We start from the raw sequence: 13,805 nt of genomic DNA on the forward strand, positions 1-13,805 counted from the left end.
AGGTTTTTCCTCTCACTTTCCCCTAATAATCCTCCTAAATATTGTCTGAAGCCGTTTTTTTGCGCTTCGTTTTTGAAGCAATTGTCAAACCGCCGACACCATCGGTCAAAGCAGGGAGGCATCGCAGCTGGGGTTGTCTCTTTCATCGCTGCTCTTTCAACGTAAAGTGCTTATTCTTTAACGATTATACTCGATTTGATCTTTATTTAGCGTTTAAGTCCCACTATTCCTCCTATTGCCTTTTGCATGAGTAGAAAACGGGTTTCTCCGAGAAACCCGTTTTCTGTATTATCTGTCCTCTAGAAGCCAGCCCTAATTAGGGTAAAATTGGGCAGTATCAATGGTTATTTTCCATATTATGCTCGCTTCTACTCAGGAACTCCTCGAAACCGCTCGCAAAAATATCTATGCGATCGGAGCTTTTAATGTTTATAACCTAGAAGGGGTCAAAGCGGTGATTAGTGCCGCCGAGGATTGCCGTAGTCCCGCTATGTTGCAAATTCACCCCAGCGCTTTGCGTTATGGCAGTTCTACCCTCGTCGCTCTCTGTTTAGAGGCCGCTCGCTCGGCCAAGGTTCCTATCTCGGTTCATCTTGACCATAGCACTAAAGCCAGCGACATCTATGCGGCCCTAGAAGCGGGGATGACTTCAATTATGGCCGATGGCTCTCATCTTCCCTACCAAGATAATCTCGCTTTTACCAGAGAAATGACTCGTCTCGCTCACGAATACGGGGCCGTGGTGGAGGCAGAAATCGGCCGAATTAGCGGCACAGAGGACGGGTTAACTATTGCCGAAAAAGAGGCTAAAATGACAGATCCTGAGCAAGCAGTGCAATTTGTGCAAGCGACGGGAGTGGATTCTCTGGCCGTAACTATCGGTAATGTCCATGGCGAGTACAAAAGTCCGCCCCGTCTCGATTTCGATCGCCTGGCCCGGATTCGACAACTTCTGTCTATTCCCCTAGTTTTACATGGCGCTTCTGGTTTACCCCCAGAAATGATCGGGCGATCGATCCAGTTAGGAGTCTGCAAATTTAATGTTAATACGGAAGTGCGTCAAGCCTATATGCAGTCCCTGAAACGGGAAATTTGCGGGCCAGAGGATAAGGATTTATTAGAGATCGCAGGAGAGGCAATTTCCGCGATGAAATCGGTAATTATCGACAAATTAACCCTTTTTGGTGCTGTCAATAAGGCCCACCTCCACGAAACTCCCTACGCTCAAATGTTAGCGGGATTATCAGTTATCAGTTATCAGTAAACAGTTATCAGTTATCAGTAAACAGTAATCAGTTATCAGTAGATATCTGCAATTCACTGAAAAAATACGGCTCTCTTAGGTTTGGTGGGTAAAATGTATTCTAAGATACAGTCCTGCTGACGAGCGAGTGGAAGGAACCACTCCAGACACAGAGGACACAAAGATTGATCGCTTCTATAGTAAGTTAAACTGGTCGCAACGCGCTCGCTACGCGAGATCACACAAAGAAGTAAGAGAGCCAAAATACGGGTTAATCAACCAGAAAGACTTTTAGTCTTGAGATAATATTAGCTGGAGGTCTAGTAAGCTGAAACCTCACATTTGATAACTGGTAACTGATCACTGATCACTGAGATAAAAGGCCAATGAAAAAATTAATTCTAGCCACGAGTAATCCGGGTAAATTAGCAGAGATAGGGGAATACTTAACTGATATTGACCTAGAATTGCAGTTAAAACCCGATGATTTAGAGATAGAGGAAACAGGGGCGACTTTTGCCGAAAATGCCTATTTAAAAGCTGCTCAAATTGCCCTAACATTGGGAGAATGGTCGATCGCTGATGATTCGGGATTGGAAGTAACCGGGTTAGGAAATGCCCCGGGGATTTACTCGGCCCGCTATGGTAAAAATGATCGAGAAAGAATCGATCGCCTAGTCAGAGAATTAGGAGATAATCAGGATCGATCGGCCCGTTTTGTCTGTGTAATTGCGATCGCCCGTCCCGATGGTGAGATTGCCTTGAGCGCCACAGGAATCTGCACGGGAGAAATTCTCACCAGTCCTAGGGGTGAGGGTGGTTTTGGTTACGATCCGATTTTTTATGTCCCCGAATACGCTTTAACCTTTGCGGAAATGTCTCCCGAATTAAAAAGAAAAATTAGCCATCGAGGACGAGCTTTTCAGCAATTGCTGCCCCATCTCAAGACTCTCGCGGATACAAATTCATCAAGGCTCTGACTTGTTCAGCATGATAAGAGCTTCTTGTCAAGGGACTCGCAACAATTTGTAAAAATCCCAGAGACTCCCCATATTCGCGCCAAGCTTGGAACTGTTCGGGGGTGATAAATTCCTGTACACCGAGATGTTTTGGCGATGGTTGCAGATACTGCCCGATGGTGAGAATATCACAATCGACGGCCCGTAAATCGTCCATCACTTGCCGCACTTCCTCGTCGGTTTCCCCCAATCCCACCATAATGCCCGATTTTGTGTAGGTAGCGGGAACAATGGCGCGAGCGCGCTGCAATAATTCTAGGGAACGCTGGTAATCACCCTGGGGACGCACACGACGATAGAGACGGGGAACAGTTTCGGTATTGTGGTTTAAAACTTCAGGTTTAGCGGCAAGAATTAAAGCTAAAGCCTGCCAATTGCCACAAAGATCGGGAATCAGCACTTCGATGGTGGTTTTAGGGGAAATGCGGCGAATTTCCTCGATACAACGGACAAATTGACTAGCACCCCCATCAGCCAAATCATCGCGATTGACAGAAGTGATCACTACATGATTAAGATCAAGACGTTGCACGGCTGCCGCTAATCGCTGGGGTTCCGTGGGGTCTAAAGGTTGGGGTTTTTTCTCAAAATCGATATCACAGTAAGGACAGGCGCGAGTGCAAGCAGGACCCATAATTAAAAAGGTAGCCGTCCCCGCGTGGAAACATTCGCCGATATTGGGACAAGAAGCCTCCTCACAAACGGTATTTAAGCCTAAATCGCGTAAAACTTCCTTAACACTGCCGACTCGTTGCCATTGCGGTGCTTTTACCCGTAACCACTCTGGTTTTACCGTCACGCCTGAACTACTCCGATAATTTTTGCCTATATCTGTAATATCCTAGCAAGTCTCGACCCAATCAAGGCCGAATATGCTATGATGATTTAGCTGAAAACTTTCGGGATGTAGCGCAGCTTGGTAGCGCACTTCGTTCGGGACGAAGGGGCCGCAGGTTCGAATCCTGTCATCCCGATTAAAGACAATCAAGGTGTAATCTGTTCTATGGTTAAGTAGATAGGTGTTAAAAATTGTCAGTAAGTAGCTGGTTATAATTAAATTAAAAATGGATTTTAGGTTCGATCCCCCCTTAATCCCCCCTTGATAAGGTAGGGTCGTTTCATTCTCGCAAATGTCATTCAATCAAATCCTTATCTGGCAAGGTTTTCAGTCAATTTCTCAGAACAAATATCTGAAAAATTTTTAAAATGCCTTGCTTTGCTTGCCCCGTAAGCGATTGAAGACAGACAAACAAGGAATCAAACTAGAGAATGAATCAGCCCTACCCTTGATAAGGGGGGTGCCGATAGGCGGGGGGATCTCCCCTTGATAAGGGGGGTGCCGATCCCCCCTTAATCCCCCCTTGATAAGGGGGGTGCCGATCCCCCCTTAATCCCCCCTTGATAAGGGGGGTGTCTGACAACTTTTAACGCCTACCTACTTAGATCATGAAAATTGAGGAATTACTCAAAAACAAACGAGAAAAAATCATTGCTATTGCTGCTAAACACGGCGCAAATAACGTGCGAATCTTTGGTTCTGTCGCACGGGGAGAAGCTGACGAAAAAAGCGATATTGATTTATTAATTGATTATTGTAGCGAACGTCGGAGTCCCTGGTTTCCTTTGCCGTTAATTCGAGAACTCGAAGCTTTGTTAGGCTGCAAAGTTGATATTGTTACCGAACAGGGACTTAAAGATAGAATCAGAGAGCGGGTACTTAAAGAAGCAATACCACTATGAGAGATGATACCGAACGCTTGCGGGATATTTTAGAAGCAATTGAGCGGGTAGAAAAGTATGCTCCACAGGGAAAAACCGTGTTTGAACAACAAGAATTAATTCAAACTTGGATTGTCTATCATTTACAAATTATTGGTGAAGCAGCTAGAGCAACTTCTCAAGAATTTCAAGCAAGATACCCCGAAGTTCCTTGGCGAGATGCCAGCGATCTAAGAAACTTAACTATTCATGAATATTTTCGTATCAATCTAGAGATTATTTGGGATATTGTTGAAAATGACATTCCTCCTCTAAAACAACAAATCGAAGCTATTTTACAGGAATTGATTTGACGAAACCCAGTCCAATTATTTAAAACTGTTGGGTTTTAGGTTCGATCCCCCCTTAATTCCCCCTTGATAAGGGGGGTATCTGATAATTTTTAAAGCCTACCTACTTAGGGTTTGCTGAAAAAGTTTGTTGGTGGGGTTAGGAGTCAGTAGCCGGTCGTCAGGAGTCAGTAGCTGGTCGTTTCAGGCTTTGTTGCCCTCTTTTTTTGTACCAATTTGTGTACTACGAGAGGGATAATGCAAGGTTTTTGAGAGTCCCAATCGGATTTTCGCAGCATGAACATCGGATTTTAACAGGTCAAAAGCCTTATTTTAAAAGGGTTTTACCATTATTCAGCCAACCCTACTTAGTAGGTTGATTCATGAATCAATCTACTAAGCACGACATTTTGACAAATTTTCAGCTATTTATTCCGAGAAATCGAATTAAAACTTTGCCAGATAAGGAAAGGCAAATAATCGTGAGCCGCCGTTAGGTGATGAGTTTTTTACTCAAAAAAAAGTATCTTTTTCGCCATCAAAGCAGTAATTAGCTATTCAACTAGGTCAAGATCAATTACAATGGTTAAAAGCTCAAGGAAAGGGATATGAAACAGGAATTGACCATATCTTGCGGGAAGTGATGGCACGCCAGCACCAGTGAAAAACATCGAAATAAAAATTGTCAGATCCCCCCGCCTATCAGCCCCCCTTATCAAGGGTAGATCCCCCCGCCTATCGGCACCCCCCTTATCAAGGGTAGATCCCCCCGCCTATCGGCACCCCCCTTATCAAGGGGGGCAGGGGGGATCAGAGTCCAAAATCTATCTTCTCTTTGATTATAACTACTTATTTACATACTCTAAGCCAATGTCTAGATTATTAATCAGCCAGTATCAGGCGGAAGTTGAGAAGATTGTCCAATATGGCGGCAGTCGCAAGGAAACTTCGATTAGAGTCGCTTTTCAGAATTTATTAAATGACTATTGCAAGGCGCGGGATTTTTTGTTAATTCCGGAGTTGGATTATCGCACTAAGTCGGGAAAAGTTGTCTATCCTGACGGGACGGTAAAGGATGCTTTACGGTTAGATTGGGGATATTGGGAAAGTAAGGATCAATACGATAATTTAGATGAAGAAATTGAGAAAAAGTTAGCGAAAGGCTACCCCAATGACAATATTTTATTTGAAGATTCCCAGACGGCGGTTTTAATTCAAGGAGGAGAGGAAAGACTGCGCGTCTCCATGCGCGATGATGAGGCTTTGGATGGGATTATTAATGCTTTTATTAATTATGTACGTCCGGAGGTTGAGGATTTTCGAGAGGCAATTGATAGTTTTAAGGAAGATTTACCAACAATTTTGGAAGCGTTGCGGGATTTAATTGCGTTGCAATCGGAGACGAATCGTAATTTTGTGACAGCGCGGGACAAATTTTTAGAGATTTGTCGCAAGTCAATCAATCCAGAAATTAGCCTGGAAGATGTGCGGGAGATGATTATTCAGCACATCCTGACAGAGGATATTTTTATCAATATTTTTAATGAGTCTCAGTTTCACCGGGAAAATAATATCGCTAGGGAATTACAGGGAGTGATTGAAACTTTCTTTACTGGTAATACCAAGCGCAATACTTTAGGGACTATTGAACGTTATTATGCGGTAATTCGGCGGACGGCGGCGAATATTTATAACCACCACGAGAAGCAGAAATTTCTCAAGGCGATTTATGAGAATTTTTATAAAGCATACAATCCGAAAGCGGCGGACCGGTTGGGAATTGTCTATACACCCAATGAAATTGTCCGTTTTATGATTGAAAGTGTCGATTATTTAGTCCATAAGCATTTTAGGAAGTTGTTGGCGGATCCAGGAGTAGAAATTTTAGATCCGGCGACGGGGACAGGAACTTTTATAACGGAGTTGATTGAGTATTTACCAAAGGATAAGTTACGGTACAAGTATAAGCATGAGATGCACTGTAATGAGGTGGCAATTCTTCCTTATTATATTGCGAATTTGAATATTGAGTTCACCTACAAGCAGAAGATGGGTGAGTATGAAGAGTTTGAGCATATCTGTTTTGTGGATACCCTGGACCATGCTGCTTTTCATCTCAAGCAGATGGATTTGTTTGCCATGTCGGTGGAGAATACCCAACGGATTCAACATCAAAATGACCGCAATATTTCTGTAATTATTGGTAATCCTCCTTATAATGCCAAGCAGCAAAATGCTAATGACAATAATGCAAATCGTAAATACCCAGGAATAGATAAAAGAATTAAAGATACTTACATCAAAGAAGGGACAGCACAGAACAAATTGTCGTCTATGATCTGTACACTCGCTTTATTCGTTGGGCTTCTGATCGATTAAATAAAGATGGTATAATAGCGTTTATCTGTAATTCTTCCTTTTTAGATGCTCGTTCTTTTGATGGGTTTAGAAAATGTATTGAAGAAGAATTTACTTGCGCTTATTTTATAGATTTAGGTGGTAATGTCAGGAAAATATCAGGGAAAGATGGGATTTTTATCTGTGAAAAACATACAATTTTTGGTACTGCTGCAATGACTGGTATTGCTATCCTGTTTTTAGTTAAAGACAGGATAGCAACTGGAAATAAAATTTTCTATGCTAATCCTTTTCATGTTCATGAGTTGCGAGAAGTTAAATTGTCTTATTTACAGAGTAACAAATTTAGTAATGTTTGCTTCGAGCATATCATCCCAGATAAAAAGCATAACTGGATTGAACAATCAGATAATGATTTTAATCAACTGCTACCCTTGATTGATAAGGAGGTAAAAAGTGGCCAGTCTGAGAAAGCTGTGTTTAAGTTGTTTTCGTCAGGACTTAAAACTCAGCGAGATGAGTGGGTTTATGACTTTTCAAAAGACACACTAGAAGCAAAAATGAGATTTTGTGTAGATGTTTATCAGAGAACTTTTGAAGATGAAAATTATCAAGAACGAAATCAGATTAAGTGGGATCGAGAATTAACCAAGTATCTTTATCAAAGAATATCAAAAGTATTTAACGATGCTAATATGTTGATGAGTTATTATCGTCCATACACAAAACAATGGCTGTATTTTGACAAGCATTTTAATGGAATGACTTATCAATGGTATGGAATCTACAAAAATGAAGAATTAGAAAATAGATATATTATTATACCTGGACTAGCATCACCGAAAAACTTTTATAATTTAGCATCAAGTCAAATAGTTGATTTGAATTGTTTACCTGCGGGTTGTCAATGTCTCCCCCTCTACTACTACGAGAAAGAAGGAAACCGCATCGATAATATCACCGATTGGGGATTGCAACAATTCCAAAAACATTACAACGATAAAACCATCACCAAACTCCACATCTTCCACTACACTTATGCAGTCCTCCACTACCCAGAATATCGCAGTAAATATGAATTAAACCTCAAGCGAGAATTTCCCCGGCTTCCCTTTTATGATAACTTCTCTCAATGGGTAGAATGGGGAAGCAAACTAATGGAATTACATATCAACTATGAAACCGTCGCACCCTACCCACTAACCCGCATTGATACTAATAATAACCTCAAACCCAAAACTAAACTAAAAGCTGACCGAGAAAAAAATTCCATCAACCTCGACGATATCACTTTCCTACAAGATATTCCCAAAATTGCCTGGGAATATAAACTCGGTAATCGTTCGGCCCTAGAATGGATATTAGATCAATATAAGGAAAAGAAACCCAAAGATCAAACCATCGCCGAAAGATTTAATCATTATCGCTTTGCCGATTATAAAGAAACAGTAATTGACTTATTACAACGAGTCTGTACTGTCAGCGTCGAAACCATGAAAATAATAGAAGCGATGAGACATTAAAAAGATTGCAGCTTTTCGGATCTCTTATTCTTCGTGTGATAAGTTTAAATTATGTTAATGCTAAATTCAGTTATTAAAAACTGATTATCTAGGGTTTGCTGAAAAAGTTTTTCGTGGGGGTAGGAGTCGGTCGTCAGTAGTCGGTCGTCGGTCGTTTCAGGCTTTGTTGCCCTCTTTTTTTGTACCATTTTATCTACTACAAGAAGGATAATGCCAGGTTTTTGAAGGTCTCAATCCTATATTCTGGCACTAACATCGGATTTTAACCGGTCAAAAGCCTGATTTTCAAAGGGTTTTACCATTATTCAGCCAGCCCTACTTAAGTTATCAAAAAAAGACGAAAAGAAAGGACTTTTTCCGATAATAAAGGGCAGGTTTAACCCTGTCCTTTGCTCCGCTTTTTTGGCACTGATTAATGATTAAACCTCTTGCGTAATTAATTTTTCAGGGTTCAAAAACGGCAAAAATAAGGATTAAATGGCATAAAATATGTAAATAGACCATTTAACTGATTATTATTTATTCTTAATTCTCCTGACTACTGACTACTGGCTACTGACTCCGTTCGGACCTCGGCGTGAGCTTTTGTCGAACGCAAAAGCTCACGGCCGAAGCCTAACCCTAATACCATTTTTCCTTATTCTTGGCAGGTATCTTACCCCCCCTTGCCCCCCCGACGTCGGTAGGTTTGGGGGGGTGAGGGCAATTAACCATCTCTGCCATTACTTGTGAAAAATGGTATAACAACAATTTTTGATTTTTACAAGAGGTCTATTAATGATTAACGTCAGTTCGGGATAAGGGGGGAAGGAAAAGACGGTGGTTAGTAGGCTGAAAAATATATAACCATATCCTCGACAAATCCAGTACTCCCAACTCCGGTGCAGTCTTAACGAGTAATTTAGGTAGTCAACAGCTGATTATTGGAGCAATGGGGTCAAATTCAGGACAAAACTTTCCCTAAAGAGGCGGGTAAATCGGCTAATTTTTCTACCACTGTCACCCCAGCTTCTTGAAAATTACGTAAGCTATCTTTTCTGGTATTCTTAGCGGCAACAGAGTAGGAAAGTTGGTTAGAAATAATTGTTTCTGTATCGCCGAAATTGGTTTCAATCGCTGCATTTAACCCCACAAGATAGGCAATCACCGGTTTTTCGATCGCCGAGGCAATATATTTGGCTGCCTCGATTTCGGCCTTTCCTCCCACCTGACTGACGAGGAGAATTGCCTCGGTATTTTCATCTTCCTCGAAAACCTGCAACCATTGGGACAAATTGGAGCCAATAATGCCGTCAGTACCCAAATTTACCGCCATAGATTCACCATACCCAGCTGCTGTTAAAGTTTTCGCCACTTCATCCCCTATACGATCGCCACGGGTGATTAGACCAATTGTCCCCGATTGATAAAAACTGGGTTCACAAATACCCAACCAAAGATAATTGGGAATAATTACACCCTGGCTGCCGGGTCCGAGAATTAATGTCCCTGTGGTACTAGCTATCTTTAATAATTCCACCAGATCCAAGGGAGGAACTCCAGGGGTAATGATAATTAATTGGGGGATGGCTGCTGCGATCGCTTCTAAGGCCGCATCTAGGACTTGATTGGGGGGGACTAAAATTAAACTGGTTTTGATTTCTCCTGTTTCAGCAAAGGCCTCGGCCACTAGATCAAACACTGGTATCTCTGCGATTATCTCACCACCGAGGCCACTAGCCACTCCCGCTACTAAACAGGTTCCCTGAGCTTTCAATCGTGCCGCATAATATTTGCCTAGGGGTCGATCGATCCCTTGCATAATTATCTGATCTTTATCTGTCCATTTCATATATTAAGTGTTGGGAGTTGTTTCAGTGTTGCCAAAGGCACGGCGTAGCCGTCCAGTAAACAGTAAACAGTAAACAGTAAACAGTAATCAGCTTCTGAAGGCAAGAGTCAAAGGTTTTAGATTCGTCCCTTGTGAACTGAAAACTCACATCTGATCACTGATCACTGATCACTGCTCACTGATTCTAGGCTAATTTAATTGCCGCAGTGACCACCTCTTCTAAAGATTCTAACCAATGAAAGTTAACATCAGCTAAACCCTGACTGAGATCGATCGCTTTGCTGTCAGCTAGGACGCGAAAAATTATTTGTGGTAGGGTGGGATTGAGAAAAGATCGAGGTTGCAAGGTTTGTCTTTCCTGTCGGGTGGCCCGGATCGTTCGTTCGCCGCTGCCCCGGCTGGGTGATAATGGGCTATAACTGCGGTAGTAATTACTAATAGTCTCGATCGCTTTTTGGCCAAAGTCGGGATAACTGATAATATCAACGATAATCACTTTTAAATCGGGCAATAGTTGGAATTGTTGCAGACCGGCCTCTATTTGCTCGTTTAATTGCTCTAATTCTAGTCTTTCCTCCAGTATAAGCCAGGCTGCTAGTTTTGCCCCCTTGCTGGCTAAGGCATCCCAGACAGTGGACATCAAACCCTGGCCATTGCTAATCACGGCTATTCGGCCAGTTTGATCAATTATCGACCAAGGGGATTGTAATTGGGGAGGGGTCAAGGCCAGAAGATCGAGATGTCTAGCTAAAGCGGCATCATTAACAGTTATTTTGCCATCTAGGGCCATCACTTCCCCGGCTTCGTTGATACCCAGGGGATTAATCTCGATAATATCGAGATCTTTGCTGACAAAGAGACTATACATTTTTTCGAGAATTTGACTGATAGACTCGATCAAAGACCCTCTTAAACCCATAGATACGGCTAATTGCCGACAGAGATAGGGGGAAAATCTCTCTTCAATGACCACTTTTTGCATGGTTGCCAGTAAACTGTCCACATCCATCCCCCCTTGACTCGCACCCAGTAAAACTGGTCTTTGCAGATGATAATCGAGTAAAATGGCTAAAAATATCTCCTGTTGCGGATTATACCTGGCTTCTGCTAGGATTACCTCTGGATATTCTCCGGCGATCGGTAAATGAAAGATAGCATGGGCAGCAGCGATCGCATCGATGGTATTAGCGACAAATTTCACCCCTCCGGCTTTTCCTCGTCCTCCCGCTCGTACCTGGGACTTCAGCACGATAGGATAGGGAATGTTTAATCTTTTTAGTCCCCCCGGTTCGTGGATTGGTTGGGAAGGTAAAATGGGGATGCCGACTTGAGCAAATATTTCCTTGGCCTGGTATTCGAGTAAATCCATAATTGATTAGTTGATAAAGTGGCGATTCTCTCTTTGCTCGTTTCGGTAGCTGGGGGACTATGAAGATTATTTTAGCAACAGCATCCAGTTCACGGGTGATCAGGGAGAATATTTTTGGTTGATAGGGATGGGGGACTGGTCGTGACGGCAATCTTGATCGCAAAAATTAAAGTTAATTCGATCGGGTGATTTTTTTTGATAGGATTGAACCTATAATTTTCCCATAAATAGTTCTTGTTCCCCATTAACCGTGCCAAACTAAGAACTGCGGACAAATCAAGAGTTTTGGCGTTTCAATAGACCAAATAAACTCATAACTGGCAATTAGTAGAAAATATCAGCTATTTTTTGCTAAAAATCCCCTTTTTCCCGCATTTTCCCGCCTGGAAACAAACTTTTTTCCGCTTTCGTCTCTATCTTTAATTCCCTCCCACTAGGAAACTCAAGGGTAAGATGCTAAATTTTCAAAAGCAGGGTCGTCATCATCCTCTGATCCTATTAACAATGCTTTTAAGTGCTTCTTTCGTTGTGGTCTCCCTTTCCTTGACTCCTGCGATCGCACGTCAATTCGCCCCAATTAACCCGATTAAACCGATTCCTTTGGGGAATGCTCAATTAATTCCTGCCGGCACAGACATCCCTGTAAAATACGAGCAAGGGGAAAAAATTCTTTTAACCAAACAAGAAACTTTTTCTCTATCACTGACCGTAACCGATAATATCAAAAATTCCCAAGGACAGACAATTATTCCCGATGGTAGTCAGATTATCGGAGAAATTAAACCCGATGGTCAAGGTTCGCGTTTTTTATCCCAAAAAATCTTTTTAAAAACCCGTCAACCCCAAGAAAAATCTATTGATGCTATTTCGGCAGTTTTCACTCGTCTAGAAAGGCTAATTAAGGGAGTTAACCCCGATAAAATTATTCAGGGTGCAGTATTAGGAAAATCTGCCGCTTCTGTCCTCGCTTCTTTTACTTCTGACCAACCGGTTAGCGAGATTATACGAGGAGGAGGATTAGAAGTATTAGCCGGTTGGTTATTACGAGGAGAATCGGTGGAATTATTGTCAATTAACCCCAAGGAAGATTTAAAATTAACCCTTCGTTCTGATTTTACCGGTCAGTAACCTTAAAAAAATTAGGTGTGTTAGCTATTAATCTAACACACCAGCTATCGAGACTAAGCGGCGTTTTGCCGATACCATTCAATGGTTTTTTGCAAACCTTCTTTAAATTCCATTTGGGCAACAAAACCGAATTTTTCCTGAGCGCGGGTTGTATCTAAACAGCGTCGCGGTTGACCATTCGGTTTATCTATTTCCCAAACAATTTCGCCATCAAAACCCATTAAATCACAGATTAATTCGACTAAATCTTTGATAGAAATCTCATAATTTGTACCAAGATTAACCGGGTCTGATTCATTATAGAATTGACTGGCCATGACAATGCCTCGCGCTGCATCGGTGGAGTAGAGAAACTCCCGGGTTGGACTACCATCTCCCCAGACAGGAAGTTGTTTATCCCCCCGTTGTTGTGCCTCATAAACCTTGCGAATTAAAGCAGGAATTACATGGGAACTACCCGGATCAAAATTATCCTCTGGTCCGTATAAATTCACTGGTAAAAGATAAATTCCGTTGAAACCATACTGCAAACGATAGGACTCTAATTGTACCAATAAAGCCTTTTTAGCGATACCATAGGGCGCATTGGTTTCTTCGGGATATCCTGACCATAAATCGTCTTCATGGAAAGGCACTGGAGTAAATTTTGGATAGGCACAAATTGTCCCCACACAGACAAATTTTTGCACTCCTGCTAGATAGGCAGCGTGAATTAATTGGGTTCCCATCATCAAATTATCATAGAATAATTCGGCGGGTTTTTCCCGATTGAGACCGATGCCTCCCACATGGGCAGCCAAATGGATAATTAAATCTTCTTCGTTGGCTAAACGTTGACAGTTTTCCCAAACTCTTAAATCACAATCTTTAGACCGAGGAATTGTAATTTTTTCGGGATTTGCCCCCGCTGCAATTAATTGATTAACTACTTGCCGACCTAAAAATCCGGCCCCCCCGGTGACGACGATTCTTTGTTCGCTTAAATTCAGCATATTTTTACCTCTTTAATCCACAGTTGTCATTGAACGATTGCGAAGATAAGCCAAATCTTTTAATAACTGTCCGCTATCACCACCATTATTAAGATTAATCCCCAAAGCCGCTAAATCCGCATCTACCATTAATTTTACCAGTCCCTCGAACGTTACCGACGGCTGCCAACCTAATTTCTCCCTGGCTTTTGTGGAATCTCCTATTAATAAATCCACTTCCGCTGGACGCAAATAACGTTGATCAAACTCCACATAATCCTGCCAATTTAAATTAACGTATTGGAAAGAAATATC

At 42.0% G+C, this 13,805-nt stretch carries 11 protein-coding genes, 1 tRNA gene and 2 pseudogenes; 8 read left to right on the plus strand and 6 right to left on the minus strand.

Annotation, left to right across the window (positions count from 1 at the left end; all coding sequences use genetic code 11):
* Positions 1-146 (minus strand): annotated as a pseudogene (locus tag H6F92_RS15595) (IS701 family transposase); the annotation flags it as partial.
* Positions 147-358: 212 nt separating this feature from the next.
* Between H6F92_RS15595 and H6F92_RS15600 the strand changes: the two are divergent.
* Together H6F92_RS15600 and rdgB are read left to right on the plus strand one after the other, a co-directional pair.
* Complete coding sequence (locus H6F92_RS15600) at positions 359-1,264, plus strand: class II fructose-bisphosphate aldolase (RefSeq protein WP_190358631.1); 906 nt, start codon at positions 359-361, stop codon at positions 1,262-1,264.
* Positions 1,265-1,629: 365 nt separating this feature from the next.
* Positions 1,630-2,223, plus strand: a complete 594-nt coding sequence (gene rdgB, locus H6F92_RS15605) for an RdgB/HAM1 family non-canonical purine NTP pyrophosphatase (RefSeq protein WP_190358632.1) — start codon at positions 1,630-1,632, stop codon at positions 2,221-2,223.
* On the opposite strand, the gene lipA is transcribed toward rdgB, so the two are convergent.
* Entirely contained in the window at positions 2,186-3,091 is a 906-nt protein-coding gene (gene lipA / locus H6F92_RS15610) for a lipoyl synthase (protein WP_190358637.1), read from the minus strand. The genes rdgB and lipA overlap by 38 nt on opposite strands.
* A 71-nt stretch (positions 3,092-3,162) precedes the next feature.
* On the opposite strand from lipA, the gene H6F92_RS15615 reads away from it, so the two are divergent.
* From H6F92_RS15615 to H6F92_RS15635, 5 genes and pseudogenes are all read left to right on the plus strand, one after another.
* Positions 3,163-3,236 (plus strand) — tRNA-Pro (locus H6F92_RS15615).
* 472 nt (positions 3,237-3,708) lie between these two features.
* The gene (locus H6F92_RS15620; protein ID WP_002760266.1) at positions 3,709-4,002 is read left to right on the plus strand and encodes a nucleotidyltransferase family protein; all 294 of its coding nucleotides are present in this window, start codon (positions 3,709-3,711) and stop codon (positions 4,000-4,002) included.
* A complete protein-coding gene (locus tag H6F92_RS15625) occupies positions 3,999-4,334 on the plus strand; it encodes a HepT-like ribonuclease domain-containing protein (protein ID WP_002760267.1) in 336 nt (111 codons plus the stop codon). Before H6F92_RS15620 ends, H6F92_RS15625 begins: the two co-directional genes overlap by 4 nt.
* Positions 4,335-4,866: 532 nt before the next feature.
* Positions 4,867-4,974: a BrnA antitoxin family protein gene (locus H6F92_RS26830; RefSeq protein WP_265795881.1), complete on the plus strand. Its 108-nt coding sequence runs from the start codon at positions 4,867-4,869 to the stop codon at positions 4,972-4,974.
* Positions 4,975-5,180: 206 nt separating this feature from the next.
* Positions 5,181-8,191: pseudogene (locus H6F92_RS15635) on the plus strand (type ISP restriction/modification enzyme).
* A gap of 943 nt (positions 8,192-9,134) precedes the next feature.
* Here H6F92_RS15635 and H6F92_RS15640 read toward each other — a convergent pair.
* Both H6F92_RS15640 and H6F92_RS15645 read right to left on the minus strand, forming a co-directional pair.
* On the minus strand, positions 9,135-10,022 hold the full coding sequence (locus H6F92_RS15640) for a succinate--CoA ligase subunit alpha (protein WP_190358633.1): 888 nt from the start codon (positions 10,020-10,022) through the stop codon (positions 9,135-9,137).
* Positions 10,023-10,206: 184 nt separating this feature from the next.
* On the minus strand, positions 10,207-11,391 hold the full coding sequence (locus H6F92_RS15645; RefSeq protein ID WP_190358634.1) for an ATP-grasp domain-containing protein: 1,185 nt from the start codon (positions 11,389-11,391) through the stop codon (positions 10,207-10,209).
* A gap of 453 nt (positions 11,392-11,844) precedes the next feature.
* Here H6F92_RS15645 and H6F92_RS15650 point away from each other — a divergent pair, with 453 nt between their 5' ends.
* Positions 11,845-12,519 (plus strand): hypothetical protein, encoded by a 675-nt coding sequence (locus H6F92_RS15650; RefSeq protein WP_190358635.1) that lies wholly within the window; start codon positions 11,845-11,847, stop codon positions 12,517-12,519.
* Between the two features lie 53 nt (positions 12,520-12,572).
* Here H6F92_RS15650 and H6F92_RS15655 read toward each other — a convergent pair whose 3' ends face one another.
* Both H6F92_RS15655 and H6F92_RS15660 read right to left on the minus strand, forming a co-directional pair.
* Positions 12,573-13,511: a GDP-L-fucose synthase family protein gene (locus H6F92_RS15655; protein WP_130757147.1), complete on the minus strand. Its 939-nt coding sequence runs from the start codon at positions 13,509-13,511 to the stop codon at positions 12,573-12,575.
* A 12-nt stretch (positions 13,512-13,523) separates the two neighbouring features.
* Positions 13,524-13,805: GDP-mannose 4,6-dehydratase (locus tag H6F92_RS15660; protein WP_190358636.1), on the minus strand; the 282-nt coding region annotated here is incomplete at its 5' end.

This window comes from Microcystis wesenbergii FACHB-1317 (assembly GCF_014696875.1).
GTDB classification, from domain to species: domain Bacteria; phylum Cyanobacteriota; class Cyanobacteriia; order Cyanobacteriales; family Microcystaceae; genus Microcystis; species Microcystis wesenbergii_A.